The organism is Rathayibacter sp. PhB152 (assembly GCF_003751395.1).
Classification (GTDB): domain Bacteria; phylum Actinomycetota; class Actinomycetes; order Actinomycetales; family Microbacteriaceae; genus Rathayibacter; species Rathayibacter festucae.
Genome location: NZ_RJUT01000004.1, coordinates 117929 through 143800, shown reverse-complemented (window position 1 = coordinate 143800; position 25872 = coordinate 117929). Strand labels below are relative to the sequence as shown.

The following is a 25872-nucleotide window of genomic DNA, read 5'->3' as shown; positions in this document are numbered from 1 at the left end:
GGGTGCCGCAGGCCGGGCGAAGGGATCAGTTTAACCGCGGAGCGATCAGTGCGGACGGAGACCGGACCCGATGAGGTCGACCAGCCGGCCGGAGCCGTCGCGCACGCCGACGGACGCGGCACGGCGGCCCATCTCGGCCAGGCGTGGAGCGTCGTGCAGGAGCGGCACCAGGTCGCTCGCGACCCACGCCGGGGTGAACGCCGCGTCCTCGACGAGGACCGCGCCGCCGGCATCGACGACACCGCGGGCGTTGAAGCGCTGCTCGCCGTTGCCGACCGGGTAGGGCACGTACACCGCGGGCAGGCCGAGCGCGCTGAGCTCGCTCACGGTGGCCGCTCCGGCGCGGGAGACCGCGACGTCCGCGGCGGCGAGAGCGAAGTCCATCCGGTCGCAGTACGCCAGCAGGTGGTACCCCGCGACGCCGGGGTCGGTGATCTCGGCGCGGTCGCCGGTGATGTGCAGCACCTGGAACCCGGTCGCGACGAGCGCGGAGGCACTCGCGTGCACGGTCGCGTTGATCCGCCGGGCGCCGAGCGAGCCGCCGGTGACGAGCAGGGTGCGGCGCGCGGGATCGAGACCGAAGGCGACCATCGCCTCGTCGCGCACGGCCGCGCGGTCCAGCTGCGCGATCTCGCGGCGCAGCGGCATGCCGACGACCTGCGCGTTCCGCAGCGGCGTCCCCTCGAAGGCGACGCCGACGTACGGAGTGAAGCGGGCGCCGAGCCGGTTGGCGAGACCCGGCCGGGCATTGGCCTCGTGCACCACGAACGGGATCCCGGCGCGCCGGGCCGCGAGGTAGGCGGGCGCGGCCGCGTAGCCGCCGAAGCCGACGACCGCATCGATCCGGCGCTCGCGGAGGGTGCGGACGATGCCGTCGATCGTCGCGCGGAAAGCGGAAGGGAAGCGCAGCGCGGCGCCGTTCGGGCGACGCGGGAACGGCAGGCGCGGGATCACCGACAGCTCGTAGCCGCGGAGCGGTACCAGTCGGGCCTCGAGCCCCTCGGCGGTGCCGAGGACGAGGACCTCGTCCTCCGGGTGGCGCGCGCGGATCTCGTCGGCCGTGGCGAGCAGCGGATTGACGTGGCCGGCGGTGCCGCCGCCGGCGAGCAGGAAGCGGGTCATCGGGCGGCGGCCTTCTTGGCGGCGCGCGCGGCGGCGCCGTCGCTCGGCGAGGTCTGGTGGCGGGCGAAGGAGAGCACGACGCCGATGGCGAGGAGCGAGCTGAGCAGGGCGGTGCCTCCGGAGGAGATCAGCGGCAGCGGCACTCCGAGCACCGGCAGCACCCCGAGCACCACCCCGATGTTGACGAACGCCTGGCCGATCAGCCAGACCATGACCGCGCCCGTGGTGATGCGGACGAACGGGTCGGTGGACGCGTGGATGATGCGGAAGAACGCGATCGCGAGGACGACGAAGAGCGCGAGGACCACGATCGCCCCGATCAGGCCGAGCTCCTCGCCGATGATGGCGAAGATGTAGTCGTTGTCGGCCGCTGGCAGCCAGGACCACTTGGCCTTGGAGTTGCCGAGGCCGACGCCGAAGATGCCGCCGGAGGCCATCGCCCAGGTGCCGTGCACGGGCTGCCAGCAGGAGGTCTCGTACTGCTCCGAGCCCGAGCAGTCGCCGAGGAAGGACATGATCCGGGTCAGCCGGTTCTCGCTCGAGACCGCGAAGAGCACGGCGCCGACCGCGCCGACGAGCACGATCGGGATCAGCACCTTCATCTGCACGTTCGCGTAGAAGAGCGCGGCCAGCACGATCCCGGCGAGGATCAGGACGGTGCCGAGGTCGCCGCCGCCGAGGACGAGGCCGATCGAGCCGCCCGCGACGATCAGGACGGGCATCAGCGCGTCCTTCCAGTCCTTGGGGCCGCGGTAGCGGCGGGCGAGCAGCAGGCCGAGCCAGAGCGCGAGCGCGAGCTTGATGATCTCGGACGGCTGCATCGTGAAGCCGCCGATCCGCAGCCAGTTGCGGTTGCCGCCGACCTCCCAGCCCAGCGGCGAGAACAGCACGAGCAGCTGCAGGACACAGCCGGCCCCGAGCAGGAGGGGTGTGGCCTTCTTCCAGAAGCGGATCGGCACGCGCGACACCACGAGCATCAGCGGCACGCCGAGCAGGGCGAAGCCGCCCTGGCGGAAGAAGCCGCCGAAGGAGTCGTCGCTCCGGACGTAGGAGGTGACCGACGAGGAGGAGAGCACCATCGTCAGCCCGAAGAGCACGAGGAAGAGCGTCGTGCCGAAGAGCAGGAAGAAGTTCGGCGACCCCGAGGCGAGGACGCGGGCGAGCACGATCCGCGCGGTGCGCAGTCCGCCGCGCTCCTTGTGCTGCTCGCCCTCGGTCGCCTCGGCGCGCGAGCGGTCAGTGCGCGAGCGGCCCGGGCTGCGGTTCGTCGTCGGAGCGGTCATCGGCTCCCCCTCCCAGATACGTCGCCACGGCGGCCGCGAAGAAGCGGCCCCGCTCCGCGTAGTCGCGGAACTGGTCCATCGACGCCGCGGCGGGTGCGAGCAGGACGACGTCGCCCGTGCGGGCGAGCACCGCGGCGGCCTCGACGGCCGCCTGCATCACCGCCCCAGTGTCATCCGGGACCACCTCGGTCACGGGGAGGGCGGGCGCGTGTCGCCGGAATGCCTCGAGGACCTCCGCGCGGTCCGCGCCGATGACCACGGCGCCGCGCAGGCGGCCGACGTGGGCGCCCACGAGAGCGTCGATGTCGACGCCCTTCAGCAGCCCGCCGACGAGCCAGACGACGGACGGGTAGGCCCGGAGCGAGGCGTCGGCGGCGTGCGGGTTGGTGGCCTTGGAGTCGTTCACCCAGACCACGCCGGAGCTCTCCGCGACCACCTGGATGCGGTGCGCGTCGAGCTCGAAGGTCGCGAGGGCGCGGCGGACGGCTGCGGGCTCGATGCCGCAGGCCCGCGAGAGCGCTGCGGCCGCCAGCACGTTCTGCACGATGTGCGGGGCGGCGAGGCCTCGGGCGGCGAGCTCGTCGACGGTCGTGATCTCGATCGCGCTCGTCGCGCGGTCCTCGAGGAAGGCGCGGTCGCAGAGGATGCCGTCGACGACGCCGAAGTCGCTCGGCCCAGGGACCCCGAGGCCGAAGCCGATGGCGCGCGCGCCCTCGATCACCTCGGCGTCGACCACCATCTGCTCGGTGGCGGCGTCGGCGCGGTTGTAGACGCAGGCGACCCGGGTGTTCGCGTAGACCTTCGCCTTCGCGGCGCGGTAGGCCTCGAACGAGCCGTGCCAGTCGAGATGGTCGTCGGCGATGTTCAGGCAGGTGCTCGCGAGCGGCTCGATCCGGCCGAGGTAGTGCAGCTGGTAGCTCGACAGCTCGACGACCAGCACGTCGAAGCCCTGCGGGTCGCGGACCGCGTCGAGCACCGGGATGCCGATGTTGCCGCAGGGGGCGGCCCGCAGTCCGCCGGCGACGAGCATCGTCGCGGTGAGCTGCACGGTCGTCGTCTTGCCGTTCGTGCCGGTGACCAGCACCCAGTCGGCCGGGCTGCCGTCGGCGCGGACGACCTTGTCGCGCACGCGCCAGGCGAGCTCGACGTCGCCCCAGAGCGTGATGCCCGACTCCCCCGCCCACTCGACGATCGGATGCGTCGGCGCGAAGCCGGGCGAGACGACGACGAGCTCGGGGGCGAACGACGCCAGCTCCTCCGGAACGCGGTCGAGCCGGTCGGCGCGGTGCAGGCGCGCTCCGATCACCTCGAGCAGGCGCTCGCGCTCCTGGTCGGCGCGGTCGGCCAGGACGAGCACCTCGGCGCCCAGCTCGGTCAGCGTGTCGGCGACGGAGAAGCCGGTGACGCCGAGGCCGAGCACGGCGACGCGGAGACCGCGCCAGTCCGCGTGCCAGCTGGTCAGCGACTCGGGGCGGGCGGACGAGGCGGGATCGGTCATGCCAGGGAGAGCCATTCGAGGTAGAAGAGCCCGACACCGGCCGCGACGAAGATGCCGGCGATGATCCAGAAGCGGACCACCACCGTGATCTCGGCCCAGCCCTTGAGCTCGAAGTGGTGATGGAGCGGGCTCATCAGGAAGATGCGCTTGCCCCGGGTGAGCTTGAAGTAGATCCGCTGCACGATCACCGAGCCGGTGACGATGACGAACAGGCCGCCGATCAGGATGACGAGCAGCTCGGTGCGGGTGAGGATCGCGAGGGCCGCGAGCGCGCCGCCGAGGCCCAGCGAGCCGGTGTCGCCCATGAAGATCTGAGCGGGCGAGGTGTTCCACCAGAGGAAGCCCACGAGCGCGCCGGAGATCGCCGCGGCGATGATCGCGAGGTCGAACGGATCGCTCACCTGGTAGCACTTGTCGGCCACCTCGGGGTTGAGCTGCGCATCGAAGCACCACTGGTTGGACTGCCAGAAGCCGATGATGACGTAGGAGCCGATCGCGAGGATCGAGGAGCCGGTCGCGAGGCCGTCGAGGCCGTCCGCGACGTTGACGCCGTTGGACGTGCTGGTCACGATCACGCAGATCCAGAGCACGAACAGCCCGATGCCGATCCAGCCGAGCGTCGCGAAGTCGAACGGCAGGTCGCGGATGAACGAGATCGACGTCGAGGCCGGCGTCAGTCCGTTGGAGTCGCGGACCATGATCGCGATGACCGCGAAGGCCGCCGCGACGATGATCTGCCCGGCGATCTTCGCCCAGCCGCCGAGCCCGAGGCTGCGCTGGTTGCGGGTCTTCAGGAAGTCGTCGATGAAGCCGACGAAGCCGAGCCCGACCATCATGAAGAGCACCAGCAGCGCCGACGGCGCGAGCGCCCGGTTGCCGAAGAGCGAGCCGAGGAAGTAGCCCGCCACGGTGGCGATGATGATGACGATGCCGCCCATCGTCGCCGTGCCGTGCTTGACGTGGTGCGACTTCGGTCCGTCCTCGCGGATGAACTGGCCCCACTGCAGGCGGTGGAACAGCCGGATGAACAGGGGCGTCAGCAGCAGCGTGAAGGCGCCGGAGAAGGCTCCGGCCAGAAGGAGTGCTCTCATCGGTGGCGCTCTCCCAGTCGGTCGCCCAGGAATCGCAGCCCGGCGGAGTTGGACGACTTCACCAGGACGGTGTCGCCGCTCCGAAGATAGCCGTCGAGCAGGTCGTAGGCCTCGTCGGCGGTCTCGACGAAGACGGACTCGCCGCTCCAGGAGCCCTCGCGCTCGGCGGCGACGTGGATCCGTCGCGCCTTCGCGCCGACCACCACGATCTGCGCGATGTTGAGCCGGACGGCGAGCAGGCCCACGCGGTCGTGCTCCTCGTCGGCCCACTCCCCCAGCTCGCTCATCTCGCCGAGGACCGCGACGGTGCGCCCCTCCGGCTTCGCGATCTGGGCGAGGGTCCGCAGGGCGGCGGCGGTGGAGTCGGGGCTGGCGTTGTACGCGTCGTTGACGACCGTGACGTCGGCGCCGCCGAGCACCTGCATGCGCCAGCGCTCGGCGAGCGTGACGGTGCCGAGCGCGTCGACGATCGCGTCGAGCGGGACGCCGACGGAGAGCGCGGCCGCGGTGGCCGCCAGCGCGTTCATCACGTGGTGCTCGCCGAGGACGCGGAGGAAGAGCTCGGCGCGGGCGGCCTCGCGGCCCTCCCCGGCGCTGATCTCGACGGTGAAGCGGGTGCCCTCGGCCGTCGGCTCGATGTCGACGGCGCGGACGTCGGCCTGCTCGCCGTGGCCGAACCACAGCACCCGGGCGGCGGTCCTCGCCTGCATCGAGGCGACGCGGCCGTCGTCGGCGTTCAGCACCGCGACGTCGTCGGCCGTCAGGTCGGCGACCATCTCGGTCTTCGCCTCGAGCGTGCGCTCGATGCCGCCGAACTCGCCGGCGTGAGCGAGGCCGACCGCGAGGACGATCCCGACGTCGGGCTTCGCCATCCGGACGAGGCGGCGGATCTCGCCGACGGCGCTCGCGCCCATCTCGGCCACCAGGAAGCGCGTCGAGGGCGACACCTTCAGCATCGTGATCGGCGCGCCGACCTCGTTGTTGAACGAGCCCTGCGGGGCGACGGTCTCGCCCTCGCGCTCGAGGATCGTGCGGAGGAGGTTCTTGGTGGTCGTCTTGCCGTTGGAGCCGGTGACCGCGAGGACGGTGAGGTTCCCGAGCGCGCGCACGCGCCGGACGACCTCGGTCGCCAGGGCGCCCAGCGCCTCGACGGAGTCGTCGACGAGCACCTGCGGCACGTCGAGGTCGAGCGGCCGCTCGACGATCAGCAGGGCGGCGCCGCGCTCGACGGCGACCGGAGCGAAGAGGTGGCCGTCGGTGTGCTCGCCGCGCTTGGCGACGAAGATCCCGCCGGGCGCGATCTCGCGGGAGTCGGTCTCGGTCGCGCCGTCGACGACGGTGCTCGCGTTCGCGGAGGAGCCGGCGAGGTGAAGCCGGCCGGAGACGGACGCGGCGATCTCGGTGAGGGTCAGGGCGATCATCTAGAGCCAGCCCGCCTCGCGCAGGGCCTGCCGGACGTCGTCTCTGGCCGAATACGGCATGTGCACTCCTGCAATCTCCTGATAGTCCTCGTGGCCGGGTCCGGCGTAGAGGATCGCATCGCCCTCGTCCGCGAGGGCGACGGCCGCCCGCACGGCGGCCCGCGGGTCGGGGATCTCGTGGATCTCCCGGCCGGGCGCGGCCTCGGTCGCCGCGGCGAGGAGGACGGCGCGGATCGCCGCCGGGTCCTCCCAGCGCGGGTGGAAGTCGGTCACGATCACGACGTCGGACAGCTCGGCGGCGATGCGCCCCATGTCCGCGCGCTTCGTGGTGTCGCGGTCGCCGTCGGCGCCGAAGACCATGATCAGCCGGCCGGGCGTCAGCGCCCGCAGCGCCTCGAGCGCGTTCGAGAACGCGTCCGGGGTGTGGCCGTAGTCGACGTAGACGCGGGGGCCGCGGTCGCCGGAGACGCGCTCGGCGCGACCGGGGATGTAGACGTCGAGCACGCCCTCCTCGAGGGTGTGCGCGATCGCCTCGAGGTCGAACCCGGACTCGACGAGCATGACGATCGCGAGCGCCGCGTTCGCCGCCATGTACCAGCCGATCAGCGGGATGCTCACGACGACGGAGCGGTTCTCGGGCCCTTCGAGGCGGAAGGTCGTGCCGTCGGCGGTGCCCTCGACGACGGTCATCGACCAGTCGGCCGGCGTGCTCGGAGCGACTCCGACGACGGGCGAGCTGGCGAGCGTCGTCACGGGGATGCGGCTGCGCTCGACGAGCTCGCGGCCCCAGCTGCTGTCGACGGTCACCACGCCGCGGCGCGCGCGGTCCGGACCGAACAGGTCGGCCTTCGCCTCGAAGTAGTGCGCCATGTCGGTGTAGTCGTCGAGGTGGTCGTGCGTCAGGTTGGTGAAGCCGACGACGTCGAAGACGAGGCCGTCGATGCGGTGGCGGCTGAGCGCCTGCGCGGAGACCTCGATGGAGACCGCGCGGACCGCGGACTCGCGCATCCGGGCGAGCAGCGCGTGCAGCTCGCTCGCCTCCGGAGTGGTCAGCGAGCTGACGACCGCCACGTCGCCGATGCGGCGCTCGGCGGTCGAGCTGAGACCGGAGACGACGCCGAGGCGGCGCAGCAGCGCGTCGAGCAGGTAGACCACGCTCGTCTTGCCGTTGGTCCCGGTCACGCCGAACAGCGTCGGCGCGTCCTCGCGGGTGCGGTGGATCCAGGCCGCGACGTCGCCGAGGGCGGCGCGGGGGTCGGGCGTGACCAGCACGGGGAGGCCGCTGCCGGCGGCCAGCTCGGCGCCCTCGGGATCGGTCAGCACCGCGACCGCACCCGCGGCGGCGGCACCGGTCGCGAAGGCGGCGCCGTGCGCGGCCCGGCCGGCGACGCCGACGTAGAGGTCGCCCGGCTGGACGCAGCGCGAGTCGAGGGTGACCCCGCTGACCTCGACGCCGTCGATCCCGCGGACGGGCCCGAGCGAGAACTCGGCGACGAGCCGCGCGAGCGCGCGGGGCGCCGGGTGCTCGGGCCGGAGGGAGGACTGCGGGCGAGTGTCGTGCAATGCCCGCCCTCTCTCTCCTGCTGGTGCTGTCTCTCGTGCCCGTGCTGTCTCTCGCGCCGGTGCTGTCTCTGGTCTGCTGCGTCTGGTCCCGGGGAGGGCGGTCACCACGTGGTGGGGTACTCGACCGGCGGGACCGTGGACGGCTCCACCCGGTTGGTCTTGAGCACCTGGGTCATGACCTGCTGGAACACGGGGGCCGTCGCCTGGGACGTGTTCATCTTAACCGGATCGGCGATGGTGACCGTCACGACGTACTCCGGGTCCTCCGCGGGCGCGAGGCCGGCCAGCGAGACGGTGTAGCTCTTCGAGTAGCCGCCGTTGCCGTCCGGCTGCTGCGCCGTGCCGGTCTTGGTGGCGATGTTGTAGCCGTCGACGTGGATGTCGTTCGCCAGCCAGCCCTCGTTGTAGTGGGTCTGCAGCATGTCCACGACGTCCTTCGCGGCACCGGCGGAGACCACCGGGGTCCCGGTGCTGTCGGGCACGTCGATCACGGAGCCGTCGGGCGTGGTGCAGCCCTCGACCAGCTGCGCGGGCAGGCGCACCCCGCCGTTGCCGAGGGTCTGGTAGATGCTCGCCACCTGGACCGCGGTCGCCGAGACACCCTGGCCGAACATGGTCGTGTAGTTGGTCTGGTTGTCCCAGTCGTCGGAGTCGGCGAGGAGGCCGCCGGACTCGCCGGGGAAGCCCACGGCGGTCGAGGCGCCGAGGCCGAACTTCTTCAGGTAGTCGTAGCGCTGCGAGGCGGAGAGCTTGGAGCCCATCATCGCGATGCCGACGTTCGAGGAGTCCTTGAGGATCCCGGTCAGCGTGTAGTTCGTGGGCGTGTGCGCGAAGTCGTCGCTGAAGGAGGCGCCGTCCTTCTCGAAGGTGTCCGGGACGACGACCTGGCTCGTCGGGCTCGCGAGACCCTGATCGATCAGCATCGCCGCGGTCATCGGCTTGAAGGTCGATCCCGGCTCGAACGGAGCGCGGAACGCCCGCGAGCTGCGGTCGTCGGGCGCGCTGGCGGCGACGTTGTTCGGGTCGACGGTCGGCGTCTCGGCGACGGTCAGGAGCTTGCCGGTCTTGACCTCCTGCACCACGACGATGCCGTAGCTGCCGCCGACCTCGGCGACCCGCTGCGCGAGCACCTGCTGCGAGTAGTACTGCAGGTCGGCGTCGATGGTCAGCTCGAGCGTCCCGCCGTCGACCGCGGGGGTCTCCGCCACGGTGCTGCCGGGGATGCGGACGTAGTCGGCGCTGCGCTCGTAGCTCTCGGAGCCGTTGGCCCCGGCGAGGCAGGCGTTCTCGGCGTACTCCATGCCCTCCTGCGCGGCGCCGTCGCCGCCCACGTAGCCGATCAGGTTGCCGGCGACCGCGCCGTTCGGGTACGTCCGTCCCTGCTGCGTCTCGAAGTAGGTCCACGGGATGTCGAGGGCGACGAGCTTCTGGTACGCCTCGAGGTCGAGGCCCTCGGAGAGGATCAGGTAGTTCGCCTTCGGGTCCTTCGCGACCGCGTCGCCCACGGCCGTGACGATCTGCGGGACCGTCTGCCCGGTGATGGCGCCGATCTCGGAGGCGGCCTGCTCGACGCTGACCATCACCTCCTGGCCGTCGGGCATCTCGCGCAGGAACTCCGCGACGTTCTTCGGCGAGGTCGTCAGCCGGTACCGGGTCGTGGCGTCGGCGAGCACCGTGCCGGAGCGGTCGACGATCGAGCCGCGGGTGCCGTAGGTGATGACGCTGTTCGACTGGTTCTGCGCCGCCTCGTCGGTCAGCTCGTTGGCGCGGACGACCTGGATGTCGACCAGCTTGCCGATGAACAGTCCGACGACGGCGGCGATGACGAGGAAGGTGACGGCGGTGCGTCGCCTGCTCGAACGGTGATGTCTCACGGCGCTAGGGGCCCTTCGGTGCGTGGTCGGAGCGGCTCAGTGCGTGCTCGGGCGGAGTCAGTGCGTGATCGGGGCGGGCAGCTCGCCCTGCAGCGGTGCGACCGCCGTGGCGGAGCCCGGTGCGGCCGCGGCGGCCGGCGGTGCGATCAGCGCGTTCGGCACGGCGGAGGCGGTCGCGGCGGTGCCGACCTCGCTCGCGGCGGCGGTGGCGGGATCGCCCAGCACGGCACCGTCGGAGAGGCGGAGGTAGACGGGCGCGGTGTTCGCGACCATGCCCAGGCCCTGCGCGGCGGTCGCGAGATTCTGCGGCGAGCTGAGGGTGTCGACCGCGTCCTGCTTCTCCGCGTTGCCGCGGGTGAGCGTCTTCTGCTCGCCCTGCAGCGTCGCGATCTGGTACGCGCCCTCGGAGAGGCCGACGCTGACCAGGAGCTGGATCACGATGATCGCGAACAGCCCCGCGACGGCGACGATCCCGTAGACGAGCTTCGGCCGGGCCTGGCGCACCGGAGCGGGGACCGCCTCGATGCGGGGTCGCTGGGCCGGCTCGGCGGGCTGCGCCGGTCGTCCAGTGCTGCGGTCGATGACGGGGTCGATGACGGCGGTCGCGCTCATGCGGTGCTCCTGATCCTCTCGGCCGCGCGCAGTCGCACGGGTGTTGCTCGGGGGTTGGCGGCCTTCTCGTCGTCCGAGGCGAGCTCGGCGCCGCGGATGACGAGCCGGAACTCGGGTCGGTGCTCGGGCAGCTCCATCGGCAGGCCGACCGGCGCCGTGGAGGAGGAGGCGGCCTGCAGGGCGCGCTTGACGATGCGGTCCTCGAGCGACTGGTACGCCTCGACGACGAGGCGCCCGCCGACGGCGATCCGGCCGAGTGCGGCGGGGATCGCCCGCTCGAGCACGGAGAGCTCCTGGTTGACCTCGATGCGCAGCGCCTGGAAGACGCGCTTGGCCGGGTGCCCGTTGCGCTGGATCGCGACCGGGGTCGCCGCCTGGATGATCTCGACGAGCCGGCCGGAGCGCACGATCGGCGCCGACGCTCGGGCCTCGACGATCTTCTTGGCGTAGCGCGCTGCGAGCCGCTCCTCGCCGTACTCGTGGAAGATCCGCCGGAGCGCGATCTCGTCGTAGTCCGCGAGGATGCTCGCCGCGGTGAGCGGCGCCGACGCGTCCATCCGCATGTCCAGCGGGGCGTCCTTGGAGTAGGAGAAGCCGCGCTCGGTCTCGTCGAGCTGCAGCGAGGAGACGCCGAGGTCGAAGAGGGCGCCGTCGATCGTGTCGATGCCGAGCTCGTCGAGGACGTCGGGCAGCTCGTCGTAGACGGCGTGCACGAGGTCGATCCGCGCGGAGTGCGCGGCGAGCCGGGCACCCGCCAGCTCGAGGGCCTCCCGGTCGCGGTCGAGGCCGACGAGGTGGAGGCGCGGGAAGCGCTCCAGCAGCGCGAGCGAGTGACCGCCCATGCCGAGCGTCGCGTCGACGAGCACGGCGCCGTCGCGCTCGAGCGCCGGAGCGAGCAGCTCGACGCAGCGCTCGAGGAGCACTGGGAGGTGCCGCTCCTCGGTCGGGCGCACGCCGGGGCGTGCGGCGTCGGCGCTGGTCGCGTCGTCCGCGCTCACGTCCGCGCGGTGCGCAGGGGTGCTCTCGGTGCTCTCTGTCATGGCGGTCCCGCCGTCCTGTTCCTGCCGTCCGATCCCCATCCAGCTCACGACCGGACACCGGGGAAGGTGCGTCCGGGCGCCGAGTGGCTGGGAGTCGCGCGGCAGGAGCTAGAACAGTCCGGGGATCACCTCCTCCTCGGTGTCGGAGAACACGGACTCCTGCTCGGTGAGGTAGCTGTCCCAGGCGTCCTGGGCCCAGATCTCGGCGCGATTGCCCGCACCGATGACGGTGAGGTCGCGGTCGAGACCGGCGTAGGCGCGCAGCGGCGCCGGGAGGGTGATGCGGTTCTGCTTGTCCGGTGTCTCGGCGCTGGCGCCGGAGAGGAACACGCGAAGGAAGTCGCGGGCCTGCTTGCTGGTGACCGGCGCCTGGCGGATCTTCTCGTGCATCGCCTCGAACTCGCGCTGGCTGAAGACGTAGAGGCACCGCTCCTGGCCGCGCGTGACGACGACTCCGGAGGAGAGCTCGTCGCGGAACTTGGCGGGAAGGATGACGCGGCCCTTCTCGTCGAGCTTGGGGGAGTGAGTGCCGAGGAACAACGGACTGCCCCCACTTCTCTCCGGCCAAGGTTGGCGTGGGCCCCACAGTACTCCACTTCCCCCCACCCACAACCCCTCCGAGCGCCGCGACGCGCCGCAGTGAGGCCGTCGATCCGCGTCGTTCAGCGGATCAGCAGCGGTGGAGCACAGTGGAGGGGAATCGCAATCCCAGGGAGCGTCCGGGCACGAAAAAAGGGCCGATCCGTGAGGATCGACCCTGTGGGTGGTGCGGGGTGGAGGACCCGCGCCGTGGAGCGCTAGGAGCGGCCGTCGCCGCGGTTGTCCCACCGGTCGTTCAGACGGTCCATGAAGTTGGACCCCTGGCGTCCACTCGCGGAGCGCGGCTTCGAGGGCCGACCCGCCTCGGGGATTCCGGAGGTGGTGGAGCCGCCGGGCGCGGGGCGCATCGCGACGACCACGCCGGCCAGCATCAGCGCGAAGCCGGCGACGCCCACGAGGGGCTGACGGACGATCACGCCGGCGACGAGGACTCCCAGGCCGACGATGGCGAGGAGGATGCCGAGCACGAGCGCGCGGTAGTTGGTGCCGCCCCGGCCCTTGCTGACCGCCGCGACGAAGTCGGCGTCGTTCTGATAGAGATTGCGCTCCATCTCGTCGAGGAGCCGTTGCTCGTGTTCCGAAAGCGGCATCGGGACCCCTTCAGGGTGTGGCGTCGACCCGGCGGGGACGGCACCGAGGGTGGGCGGGCGGTCTGCTCGACCGGGCTGGTGGCGCTTCAGTGTAGACCGCGGCCCGCCGAGGCGCCAGGCGCCATCGGTGCATAGGCTGGTCGGGTGAACCACAGCACTCGTCTGGTCGATCGCGTCCAGTTCCGAATCGATGAATTCCTCACCGGGCGCACGCCAATTCTGCGCTCCATCGGAGAGGACGTCTCCGCCCTCGGCGACCTTTCGCGGGACTTTCTCAGCGGGGGCAAGCGCTTCCGGGCGCGCTTCTGCGAGGCGGGCTGGACGGCGGTCTCCGCGGTCCCGAGCGACGCGCACCGGAGCGCCTCGGATCCGATCGCCCGGGTCGGCGCGAGCCTGGAGCTGTTCCACGCCGCGGCCCTGGTCCACGACGACGTGATCGACAACTCCGACACCCGCCGGGGCGCCCCCTCGGCGCACCGCCGCTTCGCGTCGCTGCACGCGGGCGGCGGCTGGTCGGGCGACGCGGACGAGTTCGGCCGCTCCTCCGCGATCCTCCTCGGCGATCTGCTGCTGGTCTGGTCCGACGAGATCTTCGCGGACGCCGAGTGGGCGCTCGAGGACCGCACCGCCGCGGCGCGGGCCCGGGCGGAGTTCAACCTGATGCGCACGGAGGTGACCCTGGGCCAGTACCTCGACATCCTCGAGGAGAGCGCCTGGGTGCGGCACCCCGAGCACGAGCACCTCGAGCGCTCGGAGCGCGTGGTCGTCTTCAAGAGCGCGAAGTACAGCATCGAGGCGCCGCTGACCATCGGCGGCTCACTCGGCGGCGGCGACGACGCTCAGATCGACGCCCTGCGCCGCTTCGGCCTGCCGCTCGGCATCGCCTTCCAGCTGCGCGACGACGTGCTGGGCGTGTTCGGCGATCCGGCCGTGACCGGGAAGCCCGCCGGCGACGACCTCCGCGAGGGCAAGCGGACCGTGCTGCTCGGCCTCGCCCGCGCGGCCGCCTCGGCCGGCGAGCGCGACGAGCTCGACGCCGTGGTGGGTCGTGCGGACGCGAGCGCCGACGACATCGCCCGCACTCAGGAGATCGTGGCGGGCTCCGGGGCGCTCGACCGGCTCGAGGAGCGCATCGCCCGCGACGTCGAGGCCGCGCTGGCCGTGCTGCCGGACGCGCCCCTGCGCGAGGAGGGCGTCGCGGAGCTCCGCGAGCTCGCCGACCGGGTCACCGCGCGGACGGCGTAGGACGACTCGGACCGGACCGGCTCAGTGCCGAACCGGCTGCGCGCCGGCTCGGCTCAGGCGAGCGCCTGGGCGACCCGGCGCACCTCGGCCTTGCGGCCGGCGAGCAGCGCCTGCACCGGGCTGGTGCCGAGGCTGTCCTCGTCCGAGAGCAGCCAGTCGATCGCCTCGTCGTCCGAGAAGCCCTGGTCCGACAGCAGGATCGCCGTGCCGCGGATCTCGCTGAGCGGCTCGCCGTTGCGGAGGAAGACGGAGGGGACGACGAGCTTGCCGTCGCGGCGGGTGCCGAGCAGGTGGCGCTCCTCCAGGAGCCGGCGCACCCGGCTGACGCCGAGACCGGTGACCTCGACCAGGTCGGGCACGGTCAGCCACTCGATCTCGGGAGCGGACGGGGAGGCGGAGGCAGCGGACGAGTCGGTCACCCGTCAAGAGTGCCACGAGCCGCCTCCGCGTTGCACGCCGGTTGTCCGGAGGGTCTTGCCTAGACTCGTCGCGTGACCACCAGCCAGCTCGACCCTCTCCTCGGCCGTCTCGTCGACGGCCGGTACGAGGTGCGCTCCCGCATCGCGCGGGGCGGCATGGCCACCGTCTATCTGGCGCACGACCAGCGCCTCGAGCGCCGGGTCGCCATCAAGGTGATGCACGGGCACCTCTCCGACGACGCGACGTTCAAGAACCGCTTCGTCCAGGAGGCGCGCTCCGCCGCGCGCCTGGCCCACCCGAACGTGGTCAGCGTCTTCGACCAGGGCCAGGACTCCGACATGGCCTATCTGGTGATGGAGTACCTCCCCGGCATCACCCTGCGCGACCTGCTCAAGGAGCGCGGGCGGCTGACGGCCCAGCAGGTCGTCGACATCATGCACTCGGTGCTGTCCGGCCTCGCGGCCGCGCACCGGGCCGGGATCCTGCACCGCGACCTCAAGCCCGAGAACGTGCTGCTCGCCGACGACGGCCGGATCAAGATCGGCGACTTCGGCCTCGCCCGGGCGGCGAGCGCGAACACCGCGTCGGGTCAGGCGCTGCTCGGCACGATCGCGTACCTCTCCCCCGAGCTGGTCACCCGCGGCACCGCCGACACCCGCAGCGACATCTACGCCATCGGCATCATGATCTACGAGATGCTCACCGGCGAGCAGCCCTTCACGGGCGAGCAGCCGATGCAGATCGCCTACCAGCACGCGAACGACTCGGTCCCCTACCCCAGCGCGAAGGTGCCCTCGGTGCCGACCTCGCTCGACGAGCTCGTGCTCTGGGCGACGGAGCGCGACCCGGACATGCGCCCGCGGGACGCCGGCGTGATGCTGGCGCAGCTGCTCGAGGCCGAGCGTCTGATGGGCATCACTCCGACCGACCGCCGCGGCGCGGACACCCAGGCCGTCACCCCCCTTCCGGTGGCGGAGCCCGCGACCGCGCTGCTGTTCGACGAGGCGGTGACCGGGCACACCTCGGTGATCGAGGGCTCGCCGGCGGAGCTCGAGCAGAGCGACGACGACGACGCGGTCGCGCGGCTCGCGACGAAGCGCCGCACGCGGCGTCGCCGAGGCGTGCTGCTCACGGTGATCGTGCTGCTGCTCGCCCTCATCGGCGGCGGGACCGCGTGGTGGTACGGCGAGGGCCCGGGCGCGATCGTGAACGTGCCGGACGTGGTGAGCCGCTCGCAGGACGAGGCGACGGCCGCGCTGGTGAGCCAGGGCTTCGAGGTCTCGCCACAGCAGGCGAACGACCTGACCGTGCCCGCCGGCACGGTGCTCAGCACCGACCCGCCCAGCGGTCAGGGGCTGCACAAGGGCGAGGTCGTGACGCTGGTCGTCTCCAGCGGCCCGCGGCAGATCGAGGTGCCCGCACTGGCCGGTGTCTCCGAGGAGGAGGCGACGGCCGCGATCCAGGCCGCGCCGTTCACCGTGGGCGACGTGACGCGGATCTTCGACGCCGACGTCCCCGCGGGCGTCGTCGTCTCGGCGGCGCTGCCCGACGGCGGCGAGCTGCCCACGACGATGTCCGAGACGAGCACGATCGCGATGACGGTCAGCCTCGGGGCGATCCCCAACGTCGTCGGGCTGACTGTCGACGAGGCGACCGCCGCGGCGAAGGACGCCGGGCTCGCCCTCGACCGCGAGCGCGAGGACTGGAGCGACACGGTCGCCGCCGGCGTCGTCCTCACCCAGATCAACCCGGAGGCGCCCGCGACCACCGGCGACACGGTCTCCGTCGTCGTCTCAAAGGGCCCGCAGCCCGTCGCCGTCCCGAACGTCGTCGGGATGACGCGCGACCAGGCGAAGGCCGCGCTCAGCGCCGTCGACCTGAAGTGGAGCTACGGCCTGACGACCCCGCTGATCGACCAGGTGCCGGACGAGGTGACGAAGGTGACCAACCAGTCCGACAAGGAGGGCGCCCTCGTGCAGCGCGGCACCACGATCCAGCTCTCGATCACGATCACGATCTGACCGCGGAGCACTGCGGCCGAGTCGGTACGCCGTATCGGCATGCCGAGTCGGCATGCCGCGAATGCATGCTGGTCGAGCAGCCCCGCAGGGGCGTATCGAGACCAACCAACCTGACCGCGGTGGATCTCGATACGCCCGCTCCGCGGGCTACTCGATCAGCATGTGGACGCCCGCTCAGCGGGCTCCTCGATCAGCATGACGGGCCCGCCCAGCGGGCTGCTCGATCAGCATGACGAGCCCGCCCAGCGGGCTCCTCGATCAGCAGCGAGGGCCCGCCGGCGGGCAGCGGCCGGCTCAGCGCTCGCGCAGCTCCTCGGCCACGAGGAAGGCCAGCTCGAGCGACTGCATGTGGTTGAGGCGCGGGTCGCAGACCGACTCGTAACGCGTCGCGAGAGTGGCCTCGTCGATGTGCTCCGACCCGCCGAGGCACTCGGTGACGTCGTCGCCGGTGAGCTCGACGTGGATGCCGCCCGGGTGCGTGCCCGCAGCGCGGTGCGCCTCGAAGAAGCCCTTGACCTCGTCGACCACGTCGTCGAAGCGACGGGTCTTGTAGCCGGTGGGCGTCGTCAGGCCGTTGCCGTGCATCGGGTCGGTGACCCAGAGCGGCAGAGCGTCGCTCGCCTTGACCGCCTCGAGCAGCGGCGGCAGGGCGTCGCGGATCTTGCCGGCGCCCATCCGGGTGATGAAGGTGAGGCGGCCGGGCTCGCGGTCCGGGTCGAGCTTGTCGATCAGCTCGAGCATCGTCTCGGGCGTCGTCGACGGGCCGAGCTTCACGCCGATCGGGTTGCGGACGCGCGAGAGGAAGTCGACGTGCGCGCCGTCGAGCTCGCGGGTGCGCTCGCCGATCCAGATGAAGTGGCTGGAGGTGTTGTACGGCGTGCCGGTGCGCGAGTCGATCCGCGTCATCGGGCGCTCGTAGTCCATCAGCAGGCCCTCGTGGCCGGTGTAGAACTCCGTGCGCTTCATGCCCTCGAAGTCCGCGCCGCAGGCCACCATGAACTTCACCGCGCGGTCGATCTCGCGGGCGAGCTGCTCGTAGCGCTGGTTCTGCGGGTTCTCGGTGAAGCCCTTGTTCCAGTAGTGCACGAGCCGCAGGTCGGCGAAGCCGCCCTGAGTGAAGGCGCGGATGAGGTTCAGTGTCGAGGCGGCCGTGTGGTAGCCCTGCACGATGCGGCGCGGGTCGGCGGTCCGCGACTCCGGGGTGAAGTCGTAGCCGTTGACGATGTCGCCGCGGTAGGCGGGCAGCGTCACGTCGCCGCGGGTCTCGAGGTCGCTCGAGCGGGGCTTGGCGAACTGGCCCGCCATGCGGCCCATCTTGATGACGGGCATGCTCGCGCCGTAGGTGAGGACGACGGCCATCTGGAGCACGGTCTTCACGCGGTTGCGGATCTGGTCCGCGGTCGCTCCGGCGAAGGTCTCGGCGCAGTCGCCGCCCTGCAGCAGGAAGGCCTCGCCACGGGCGGCGGCGCCCAGGCGCTCGCGCAGCTGGTCGACCTCGCCTGCGAAGACGAGCGGGGGCAGCGCCGCGACCTCGGCGGACGCGGCGGCGACCGCGGCGGCGTCCGGCCAGTTCGGCTGCTGCTTGACCTCGAGCTCACGCCAGTAGTCCAGGCCGGCGACCACGGAGGGGGCGGCGAGGACGTACGGTTCGTTCGGATCGATGACCACGAGGGTTCCTGGTTCTGACGGGCGCGCGGCGCGCGCAGTGATCGCCGCCCGGTCGGACGGCGACGGTTGACGAGCTTATCGGCTCGGCAGGACGCTCAGCGGAGGTGCGCCGAGTCGTGAGGTTCAGCGCAGCAGGGCCGCGCGCTTCTCCTTGACCGAGGTCGCGTAGACGTCGAGATACTCCTGGCCGCTCAGTGCCAGCAGCTCGTACATGATCTCGTCGGTGATCGAGCGGAGGATGAAGCGGTCGCCCTCCATGCCCTCGAAGCGGCTGAAGTCCAGCGGCTCGCCGAAGACGATGCCGATCCGCCCGAGCTTCGGGAGCCGGCTGCCGATCGGCATGATCCGTGCGGTGTCGATCATCGCCACCGGGACGACGGGCACCCGCGCCTCGAGGACCATCCGCGCGACGCCGGTGCGGCCGCGGTACATCCGCCCGTCGGGGCTGCGGGTTCCCTCGGGATAGATGCCGAGCGCCTCACCGCCGGCGAGGACGCGGAGCCCCGTGTTCAGCGAGGCCTCGGACGCCTTGCCGCCGGAGCGGTCGATCGGCAGCATGCCGGTGGCGGTGAAGAAGAGCTTCGTCGCCCAGCCCTTCAGCCCCTTGCCGGTGAAGTAGTCGCTCTTGGCGAGGAAGACCATGTTGCGCTCGATCACCAGCGGGAGGAACACCGAGTCGATGAAGGAGAGGTGGTTGCTCGCCAGGATGACGCCGCCGGTGGCCGGGACGCGGTCGGCGCCGACCACCCAGGGCCGGAAGATCGTCTTGAGCAGGGGCCCCGCGACGATGTGCTTCATGAACCAGTAGAACAAGGGGTGCTCCTCAGCGGTCCGCGACCGGGGTCACAGCGAGCTCGCGTGCAGGCGGGCGAGGTCGGCGGCGCCGACGACCCCCGCGTCGTTGACGAGCTCCGCGATGCGGAACTCGGGCTCGGGGTGGTACCCCCGGGCGGGCAGGTTGTCGAGGTAGGCCTGGCGGATCGGGTCGAGCAGGAGGTCGCCGGCCTGCGCCACTCCCCCGCCGATCACGAACATCTGCGGGTCGAGGACCGCGCTGAGGCTCGCCGCCGCCTCGCCGAGCCAGTGGCCGAGCTGGCGGAGAGCCGCGAGGGCGCCCAGGTCACCGGCGCTGATCAGCTCGGCGATGACGCCGCCGTCGAGCTCGCCGCCGTTCCTCGCACGCGCGTCGGCGATGCCCTGGCCGATCCCGCCGGCGTCGGCGAGCTCGGCGGCGAAGCGCTGCAGTGCGCGGCCGGAGCCGTACTGCTCGATGCAGCCGCGAGCACCGCAACCGCAGGGCAGGCCGCCGGGGACGACCCGCATGTGGCCGATCTCCGCCGCCGCGCCGAAGCCACCGCGCAGGAGCCGGTCGTTGATGACGATCGCGCCGCCGACGCCGGTGCCGATCGTCAGCATCAGCATGTCGCTCACCAGTCGGCCGGCGCCGTAGCGGAACTCGGCCCAGCCGGCCGCGTTGGCGTCGTTCTCAATGATGATCGGCAGGTCGATCCGCGCCGAGAGCTTCTCGCGGAAGGGCTCGTTGCGCCAGTTGATGTTGGGGGCGTAGTAGACGATCGACTGCGAGGCGTCGATGAAGCCGGCCGCGGCGACGCCGACAGCGGAGACGTCGCCCGCGGGGAGGCCCTCGCGCAGGCGCGCCACCATCTCCACGACGACGTCGACGATGAGCTCGGGGTGACCGGCGGGCGTCGGCTGGCGGTCCTCGCGGACGATGCCGCCGAACTCGTCGACCAGGGCTCCCGCGATCTTCGTGCCGCCGATGTCGATACCGATCGCGTGCACGCGAACCGCCTTCCGCTAGCCTCCGGCGCCGCTGCGCCGCGGGTCCGCCCTGGAGCGGCGGCCACATCGAGTGTAGTGACCCGCTGAGAACCGACGTGCGGATCGTTACCCTGAGTGGATACACAGTCGGGAAGCGCCGGTAGGCTGGATCCGACAATCATTCAGGTACCGAAGGAGTTGCCGTGGAGCAGTTCGATTCCCCCCTCGTGGTCGCGCCGGATCCGCAGGCCAACACGACGGCGCTGCTGCTCGACCGTGTGCGGGAGACGCCCGACCGGGCGCTCTTCGCCCTCCCCGAGGCCGGCGGCTGGCGCGACGTCACCGCCCGCGAGTTCCTCGACCAGGTCACCGCGCTCGCGAAGGGCCTCGTCGCGGCGGGCATCGAGCCCGGCGACAAGGTCGGCCTGATCTGCAAGACCCGCTACGAGTGGACGCTGATCGACTTCGCCGTCTGGTTCGCCGGCGGCGTGCTCGTGCCGGTCTACGAGACCTCCTCCCCCGCCCAGGTCCAGTGGAACCTCTTCGACTCCGGAGCGCGGGCCGTCATCGTCGAGACGGCGGACCACTTCGCCCGCTTCGACGAGGTCCGGCCGGATCTCCCGGACGTCCGGCTCGCCTGGCAGATCGGCCTGGGCGACCTCGACAAGCTGGCCGCGCGCGGGGTCGACGTGCCGGACGCCGAGATCGAGCGCCGCCGGTCGATCGCCACCGGCGCCGACATCGCGACGATCATCTACACCTCGGGCTCGACCGGCCGACCCAAGGGCTGCATCATCCGGCACTCCAACTTCGTCGAGCTCAGCCGCAACTCCGCGGTCGCGCTCACGGAGCTGATCCACCAGCCGGGCGCCTCGACGCTCCTCTTCATCACGACCGCGCACGTGTTCGCCCGCTTCATCGCGATCCTCTGCGTGCACGGCGGGGTCAAGGTCGGCCACCAGGCCGACACGAAGCAACTGCTCCCCTCGCTCGGCTCGTTCAAGCCGACGTTCCTGCTGGCCGTGCCGCGCGTGTTCGAGAAGGTGTACAACTCGGCGGAGCAGAAGGCCGAGGCCGGCGGCAAGGGCAAGATCTTCCGGCGCGCGGCCGACGTCGCCGTCGCCCACTCGATCGCCGTCGAGGCCGGCTCGGTGCCGCTCGCGCTGAAGCTGCAGTTCCTGCTGTTCGATCGGCTCGTCTACTCGAAGCTGCGCACGGCGATGGGCGGCAACGTCCGCTTCGCCGTGTCGGGGTCCGCGCCCCTCGGCGACCGGCTGGGCCACTTCTTCCACAGCCTCGGCATCAAGATCCTCGAGGGCTACGGGCTCACCGAGACGACGGCGCCCGCGACGGTCAACCGGACGGAGCGGTTCAAGATCGGATCGGTCGGCCCGGCGATGCCCGGCTGCTCCATCAGGATCGCCGCCGACGGCGAGATCCAGGTGCGCGGCATCGACGTCTTCGGCGGCTACTGGAACGACGAGAAGGCGACGGCCGAGGCCTTCGACGGCGAGTGGTTCAAGACCGGCGACCTCGGCTCGCTCGACGAGGAGGGCTACCTCCGCGTCACCGGGCGCAAGAAGGAGATCATCGTGACCGCGGGCGGCAAGAACGTCGCGCCGGCCGCGCTCGAGGACCCGATCCGCGCCAACCCGCTCGTCGGCCAGGTCGTGGTCGTCGGCGACCAGCGCCCGTTCATCGCGGCGCTGGTGACCCTCGACCCCGAGATGCTGCCTACCTGGCTCGCGAACAACGGCCAGGATGCGAAGCTCTCGCTCGAGCAGGCGGCCGTGAATCCGGCCGTCCTCGCCGAGGTGCAGCGCGCCGTCGACGCCGCGAACGCCCGCGTCTCGCGCGCCGAATCGATCCGCAAGTTCGTGATCCTGCCCACCGAGTTCACCGAGGCGAGCGGCCACCTCACCCCGAAGATGAGCATCAAGCGGAACGTCATCCTCGACGACTTCGCCGCGACCATCAGCAGCGTCTACAGCGCCGCCCCGGCCACCGAGGGCATCAGCCTCCGCTGACGCCTCCGCCCACGGCCCACTCGATCAGCATGGGCAGCCTCATGCTGGTCGAGTAGCCCCGCAGGGGCGTATCGAGACCGCCGTCGTCAGCAGGTCGGGTCTGCGGACTCTTGTTCTGACGCTGGTGGATCTACTTGGAAGAGACGCCCGCAGCCATGCTGGTCGAGTAGCCCCGAAGGGGCGTATCGAGACCCGCCCACCGCAAGGACGTCGGTCTCTTCCCCGCCCTGCGATGGCGCCGGAGGCGCCCCCTCCGCTCGATACGCCCGCTCCGCGGGCTACTCGATCAGCATGCTGAGCCGCTCCGCGGCCTACTCGATCAGCAAGGAGCGCGGAGACCGCAGGTCCTCCGCCGGTCGAGTAGCCCGCAGGGCGTACCGAGACCCGACCTCCTGACCACGTGGATCTCGATATGCCCACTCCGCGGGCTACTCGATCAGCATGGAGCGCGAGCTGCGCTTTCAGCATGCGTTCGGGCACGATGGCCGAAGGCCGAGCCGTATCCGGGAAAGCGCGTCTCAGCGCTTTCCCGTCGGCGGACGCACGACGCTCTGCGGAACGCGCCCACCTCAGGAGGCCGACCGCGCCGAGCCGGGCAGGGACCGGCTCGGCAACGAACTCAAAACCAGGAGCTCTCGCGGACTTCCTTCATGGCGGCTCGGCGGTCGTCCTTGGAGAGGCGGTCGAGGTAGAGGCGGCCGTCGAGGTGGTCGCACTCGTGCTGGAGGGCCTGGGCCATCAGGCCGTCGCCCTCGAGGACGATCTCGTTGCCGTCGAGGTCGGTGCCGCGGACCTTCGCGTGCGGGTAGCGGATCGCGGGGTACCAGAGGTTGGGGACGGAGAGGCAGCCCTCGTCGACGGGCTCCGGCTCGCCGCTCAGCTCGACGATCTCGGGGTTGAGGATGTAGCCGACGACGCCGTCGACGTTGTAGCTGAAGGCGCGGAGGTTGACGCCGATCTGGGGCGCGGCGACGCCGGCGCGGCCGGGGGTGCGCACGCTGTCGACGAGGTCCTCGACCAGTCCGCGGATCCCGTCGTCGACGGTCTCAATCGGGGCGGACACCGTCTTCAGGACGGGATCGCCGAAGATCCGGATCTGGCGTTCGGTCATGCGGTGCGCTCCCTCAGTGCCTCCTCGGCGGAGAGGAGGGCGTTCTCGACGACTTCGCTCGCCGCGGGGTGCGGCCAGTACTGGCTGCGGGCGAGACCGCGGATCCCGACCCCCGCGCTGGCGGCCTGGACGAGCGGCTGAATGAGGATACTCGCCTGCGGGCCCATCAGGTGCGCGCCGAGCAGCTCGCCGTCGAGTCCGACGACGAGGGTGCAGATGCTCGAGTCGTCCTCCATCGCCCAGCCGTACGCGGTGGAGCCGAACTCCTGGGTGACGGCGACGACGTCGATGCCGCGCTCCCCCGCCTCCTTCTCCGTGAGGCCGAAGTGCGCGATCTGCGGGTGCGCGAAGATCGCGCCGGGCACGGGAGCGAGGGTGTTCGAGAGCATCTCGCCCGGGTGCAGGAGGTTGTGCGCGACGAGCCGCGCCTCGTGGTTGGCGACGTGCTTGAGCTGCCACTCCGAGGAGACGTCGCCGAGGGCGAAGAGCCCGGGGACGACGCGCCCGCCTGAGAGGACCCGCTGCTCGTCGTCGACGACGACGCGGCCGTCCGGGTGCAGGTCGATGCCGACGGAGGCCGCGGCGATGGTGTCGCTGTTCGGGTCGCGCCCGGTGGCGACGAGGATCGTGTCGGTCTCGACGCGCGAGCCGTCGTCGAAGGTCGTGACGAGGCCGCCCGGAGTCGCCTCGACGCTCTCGGCGGAGACGCCGGTGCGGACGTCCCAGCGCTCGCGCGCCAGCGCGGTGAAGCCGCGGGCGATGCCCTCGTCGAGCGAGCGGAGCAGACGGTCACCGCGGACGGCGACCGTCACCGCGGTGCCGAAGGCCGAGAAGATGTGGGCGAACTCGACGGCCACCGCGCCGCCGCCGAGGACGAGCATCCGTGCGGGGAGGTCGTCGATGCGCATGATCGAGTCGGAGTCGTGGATCCGCGGGTCGGGCTCGTAGGCTGCGAGGAGCGGTCGCGGACGTGAGCCCGCGGCGACGACCACCTGCGGTGCGCTGATCCGGACCCCGCTCGCGCTGACCAGCACGTGCGGCCGGTCGCCGTCGCCGAGCGACTCGAAGCCGAAGCTCTCGCGCAGCACGGTGACGTTCTCGGACCGGTTCGCCCGGTAGTCGAGGCCGCCGGCGCTGATGGCGTCGGTGCGGCCGAACACGCGGTCACGGACCTCGGCCCACTCGGGCCGGGCCACGCGGCCGTGCACGCCGACCCTGTCGCCCTGGTCGACGTCGGTCACGATGTCGGCGACGTGCACGAACATCTTGGTCGGGATGCAGCCGGCGTTGAGGCAGGTGCCGCCGAACCACTCGCCGTCGTCGAGGATCGCGACGCGGGAGCCGGCCCACTCGGGGCCGACGATCGAGTTGCCGGAGCCGGCGCCGAGCACGATCAGATCGAAGGTCAGGGTCTCCGTGGAGTCGACCGCCTCGGCGGACTGCAGAACCGCGTCAGGCACGACGGACCGGGATGCCCTCGACGACGAGCGCGGCCAGCAGGCGCGCCGCCTCCTGGGTCGCCGGGCGCAGCTGCTCCCACTTGACGACCGAGCCGGCGGCGAGCACCGGGTCGTAGGGGATGCGGACGATGTCGCGCACCCGCGAGCGGAAGTGCGACTCGATCTCCTCGAGCTTCACCAGGCTGGTGCCCTGGGTCGCCGTGTTCAGCGCGACCACGGCGTTCCGGACGAGATCGCCGTAGCCGTTGGCGTCGAGCCAGGTCAGGGTCTCGGAGGCCAGGCGCGCCTCGTCGACACTGCCGCCGGAGACGATCACCACGCTGTCCGCGCGCTGCAGGGTGGCGCGCATCACGGAGTGCACGATGCCGGTGCCGCAGTCGGTGAGCATGATCGAGTAGAAGCGCTCGACGAGATCGGCGACGACGTTGTAGTCGTCCTCGTCGAAGGCCTCGGAGAGCTGCGGGTCCGTGTCCGAGGCGAGCACGTCGAGCCGGGTCTCGTCGCGCGAGACCATCGTCGAGAACTCGGTGAAGCCGGTCACGCCGGAGGCGCGGTTGACGACGTCGCGGACGGTCGAGCGGGTCTGCTTGGGGACGCGCTCGGCCAGGGTGCCGCGGTCGGGGTTGGCGTCGACCGCGATGATGCGGTCCTCGCGCGAGTCGGCGAGGGCCATGCCGAGCAGGGTCGTGACGGTCGTCTTGCCCACGCCGCCCTTGCGGGTCATCACCGGGACGAAGCGGGTGCCGCCCTCGAACTGGCGGCCGATCCGCTCGTCCATCGCCTTCCACGCCTGGACCTTCGCGGAGTCGCCGAGATTGACGGTGTGGAAGGTGAGTCCGTAGACGAAGCGGTTCCAGCCGCCGGTCGGCGCGGGCCGGGTCTTGCGGTTGACCTCGAGGAGCCGGTCGGGCGTCAGCATCGACGCGGACTCGGGCGCGGAGGACGACCCGCCGGTGCCGGACTCGGCGCGGAGGCGGTCGCGCCGGGTGACGCCGGGAGCCGGATCCGCAGCAGCCGTCTCGGACTCGCGCTCGATCTCCGGGGCGGGCTCGGCAGGACGCTGCTCGCCACGACCGCGCGGTCGCTCGCCCGAGTCCTCGGGGAGCACCGACACCTCGTCGCGCGAGGCGATGCCGGCCGAGACCGGCCGGACGGCGCCCGGTGCGTCCGGGATGCCGAGGCGTCCGACGTCGATCGTCGGGTCCTCCACGGGCGCCGGAGCGCTCGACCGACGGCGCGCCGGAGCGGGCGAGTCGAGGCGGATGCCGTCGGGGATGCGGGTCGGAGCGGTGTCGCTCGCGCGCGGGGCGTACTGCTCGGAGTCCCGCGCCGCGTCGAGCGCCGTCCGCGGAGTCGGGCCGGTGTCGAGATCGGGCTGGTCGTCGTTGCGCTCATCCATGCGAACGAGCCTCCTTCCGCTTGCCGCCAGTGTACCGACGGGCCC

At 71.7% G+C, this 25872-nt stretch carries 21 protein-coding genes; 3 read left to right on the top strand and 18 right to left on the bottom strand.

What is annotated here, in order from left to right; genetic code table 11:
* Nucleotides 1-45: 45 nt before the first annotated feature.
* From EDF36_RS10615 to EDF36_RS10565, 11 genes are all read right to left on the bottom strand, one after another.
* Nucleotides 46-1122, bottom strand: a complete 1077-nt coding sequence (locus EDF36_RS10615; protein ID WP_123732997.1) for a glycosyltransferase — start codon at nucleotides 1120-1122, stop codon at nucleotides 46-48.
* Nucleotides 1119-2405 carry a putative lipid II flippase FtsW gene (gene ftsW / locus EDF36_RS10610; protein ID WP_123732996.1) on the bottom strand — a complete coding sequence of 429 codons (1287 nt, stop codon included), beginning with the start codon at nucleotides 2403-2405 and terminating at the stop codon, nucleotides 1119-1121. Before ftsW ends, EDF36_RS10615 begins: the two co-directional genes overlap by 4 nt.
* Nucleotides 2359-3903 carry a UDP-N-acetylmuramoyl-L-alanine--D-glutamate ligase gene (gene murD, locus EDF36_RS10605; protein WP_123732995.1) on the bottom strand — a complete coding sequence of 515 codons (1545 nt, stop codon included), beginning with the start codon at nucleotides 3901-3903 and terminating at the stop codon, nucleotides 2359-2361. Before murD ends, ftsW begins: the two co-directional genes overlap by 47 nt.
* A complete protein-coding gene (gene mraY, locus EDF36_RS10600) occupies nucleotides 3900-4994 on the bottom strand; it encodes a phospho-N-acetylmuramoyl-pentapeptide-transferase (RefSeq protein ID WP_123732994.1) in 1095 nt (364 codons plus the stop codon). The genes murD and mraY overlap by 4 nt, the downstream gene beginning before the upstream one ends.
* Nucleotides 4991-6415, bottom strand: a complete 1425-nt coding sequence (gene murF, locus EDF36_RS10595; RefSeq protein WP_123732993.1) for a UDP-N-acetylmuramoyl-tripeptide--D-alanyl-D-alanine ligase — start codon at nucleotides 6413-6415, stop codon at nucleotides 4991-4993. Before murF ends, mraY begins: the two co-directional genes overlap by 4 nt.
* Entirely contained in the window at nucleotides 6416-7978 is a 1563-nt protein-coding gene (locus EDF36_RS10590; protein ID WP_123732992.1) for a Mur ligase family protein, read from the bottom strand.
* A gap of 101 nt (nucleotides 7979-8079) precedes the next feature.
* On the bottom strand, nucleotides 8080-9852 hold the full coding sequence (locus tag EDF36_RS10585) for a penicillin-binding protein 2 (RefSeq protein ID WP_260300675.1): 1773 nt from the start codon (nucleotides 9850-9852) through the stop codon (nucleotides 8080-8082).
* Nucleotides 9853-9909: 57 nt separating this feature from the next.
* Nucleotides 9910-10464, bottom strand: a complete 555-nt coding sequence (locus EDF36_RS10580; RefSeq protein WP_123732991.1) for a hypothetical protein — start codon at nucleotides 10462-10464, stop codon at nucleotides 9910-9912.
* Entirely contained in the window at nucleotides 10461-11504 is a 1044-nt protein-coding gene (rsmH, locus tag EDF36_RS10575) for a 16S rRNA (cytosine(1402)-N(4))-methyltransferase RsmH (protein ID WP_123732990.1), read from the bottom strand. The genes EDF36_RS10580 and rsmH overlap by 4 nt, the downstream gene beginning before the upstream one ends.
* Before the next feature lie 108 nt (nucleotides 11505-11612).
* Nucleotides 11613-12044, bottom strand: coding sequence for a division/cell wall cluster transcriptional repressor MraZ (mraZ, locus tag EDF36_RS10570; RefSeq protein WP_123446130.1), 432 nt, complete (start codon nucleotides 12042-12044; stop codon nucleotides 11613-11615).
* 257 nt (nucleotides 12045-12301) lie between these two features.
* Nucleotides 12302-12694, bottom strand: coding sequence for a DUF3040 domain-containing protein (locus EDF36_RS10565; protein WP_123704544.1), 393 nt, complete (start codon nucleotides 12692-12694; stop codon nucleotides 12302-12304).
* Nucleotides 12695-12838: 144 nt separating this feature from the next.
* Between EDF36_RS10565 and EDF36_RS10560 the strand changes: the two genes are divergently transcribed.
* Nucleotides 12839-13939 (top strand): polyprenyl synthetase family protein, encoded by a 1101-nt coding sequence (locus tag EDF36_RS10560; protein ID WP_123732989.1) that lies wholly within the window; start codon nucleotides 12839-12841, stop codon nucleotides 13937-13939.
* A 53-nt stretch (nucleotides 13940-13992) separates the two neighbouring features.
* Here the strand turns inward: EDF36_RS10560 and EDF36_RS10555 are convergent, their stop codons facing one another.
* Nucleotides 13993-14358 carry an Rv2175c family DNA-binding protein gene (locus EDF36_RS10555; protein WP_260300674.1) on the bottom strand — a complete coding sequence of 122 codons (366 nt, stop codon included), beginning with the start codon at nucleotides 14356-14358 and terminating at the stop codon, nucleotides 13993-13995.
* Nucleotides 14359-14430: 72 nt separating this feature from the next.
* On the opposite strand from EDF36_RS10555, the gene pknB reads away from it, so the two are divergent.
* Nucleotides 14431-16380, top strand: a complete 1950-nt coding sequence (pknB, locus tag EDF36_RS10550; protein ID WP_123732988.1) for a Stk1 family PASTA domain-containing Ser/Thr kinase — start codon at nucleotides 14431-14433, stop codon at nucleotides 16378-16380.
* A 294-nt stretch (nucleotides 16381-16674) separates the two neighbouring features.
* On the opposite strand, the gene EDF36_RS10545 is transcribed toward pknB, so the two are convergent.
* The 3 genes from EDF36_RS10545 to EDF36_RS10535 form a co-directional block, all read right to left on the bottom strand.
* On the bottom strand, nucleotides 16675-18003 hold the full coding sequence (locus EDF36_RS10545) for a class II 3-deoxy-7-phosphoheptulonate synthase (RefSeq protein ID WP_123704894.1): 1329 nt from the start codon (nucleotides 18001-18003) through the stop codon (nucleotides 16675-16677).
* 168 nt (nucleotides 18004-18171) lie between these two features.
* Nucleotides 18172-18861 (bottom strand): 1-acyl-sn-glycerol-3-phosphate acyltransferase, encoded by a 690-nt coding sequence (locus tag EDF36_RS10540; RefSeq protein WP_123446126.1) that lies wholly within the window; start codon nucleotides 18859-18861, stop codon nucleotides 18172-18174.
* A 30-nt stretch (nucleotides 18862-18891) separates the two neighbouring features.
* Entirely contained in the window at nucleotides 18892-19851 is a 960-nt protein-coding gene (locus tag EDF36_RS10535; protein WP_123446125.1) for an ROK family glucokinase, read from the bottom strand.
* 182 nt (nucleotides 19852-20033) lie between these two features.
* On the opposite strand from EDF36_RS10535, the gene EDF36_RS10530 reads away from it, so the two are divergent.
* The gene (locus EDF36_RS10530; protein WP_123732987.1) at nucleotides 20034-21857 is read left to right on the top strand and encodes a long-chain fatty acid--CoA ligase; all 1824 of its coding nucleotides are present in this window, start codon (nucleotides 20034-20036) and stop codon (nucleotides 21855-21857) included.
* A 619-nt stretch (nucleotides 21858-22476) separates the two neighbouring features.
* On the opposite strand, the gene def is transcribed toward EDF36_RS10530, so the two are convergent.
* From def to EDF36_RS10515, 3 genes are read right to left on the bottom strand one after another with little or no spacing between them, the layout of a single operon-like run.
* Nucleotides 22477-22968: a peptide deformylase gene (gene def, locus EDF36_RS10525; protein WP_123732986.1), complete on the bottom strand. Its 492-nt coding sequence runs from the start codon at nucleotides 22966-22968 to the stop codon at nucleotides 22477-22479.
* Entirely contained in the window at nucleotides 22965-24428 is a 1464-nt protein-coding gene (locus tag EDF36_RS10520; protein WP_260300673.1) for a mycothione reductase, read from the bottom strand. Before EDF36_RS10520 ends, def begins: the two co-directional genes overlap by 4 nt.
* Nucleotides 24421-25827 (bottom strand): MinD/ParA family protein, encoded by a 1407-nt coding sequence (locus tag EDF36_RS10515; RefSeq protein WP_260300672.1) that lies wholly within the window; start codon nucleotides 25825-25827, stop codon nucleotides 24421-24423. The genes EDF36_RS10520 and EDF36_RS10515 overlap by 8 nt, the downstream gene beginning before the upstream one ends.
* Nucleotides 25828-25872: the final 45 nt, after the last annotated feature.

Bases quoted from the DNA above. Each gene is read 5' to 3' on its own strand.
- EDF36_RS10515 (WP_260300672.1), bottom strand. From the start codon at position 25,827: ATGGATGAGCGCAACGACGACCAGCCCGATCTCGACACCGGCCCGACT.
- EDF36_RS10565 (WP_123704544.1), bottom strand. From the start codon at position 12,694: ATGCCGCTTTCGGAACACGAGCAACGGCTCCTCGACGAGATGGAGCGC.
- EDF36_RS10615 (WP_123732997.1), bottom strand. From the start codon at position 1,122: ATGACCCGCTTCCTGCTCGCCGGCGGCGGCACCGCCGGCCACGTCAAT.
- murF (WP_123732993.1), bottom strand. From the start codon at position 6,415: ATGATCGCCCTGACCCTCACCGAGATCGCCGCGTCCGTCTCCGGCCGG.
- murD (WP_123732995.1), bottom strand. From the start codon at position 3,903: ATGACCGATCCCGCCTCGTCCGCCCGCCCCGAGTCGCTGACCAGCTGG.
- def (WP_123732986.1), bottom strand. From the start codon at position 22,968: ATGACCGAACGCCAGATCCGGATCTTCGGCGATCCCGTCCTGAAGACG.
- rsmH (WP_123732990.1), bottom strand. From the start codon at position 11,504: ATGACAGAGAGCACCGAGAGCACCCCTGCGCACCGCGCGGACGTGAGC.
- ftsW (WP_123732996.1), bottom strand. From the start codon at position 2,405: ATGACCGCTCCGACGACGAACCGCAGCCCGGGCCGCTCGCGCACTGAC.
- mraY (WP_123732994.1), bottom strand. From the start codon at position 4,994: ATGAGAGCACTCCTTCTGGCCGGAGCCTTCTCCGGCGCCTTCACGCTG.
- EDF36_RS10580 (WP_123732991.1), bottom strand. From the start codon at position 10,464: ATGAGCGCGACCGCCGTCATCGACCCCGTCATCGACCGCAGCACTGGA.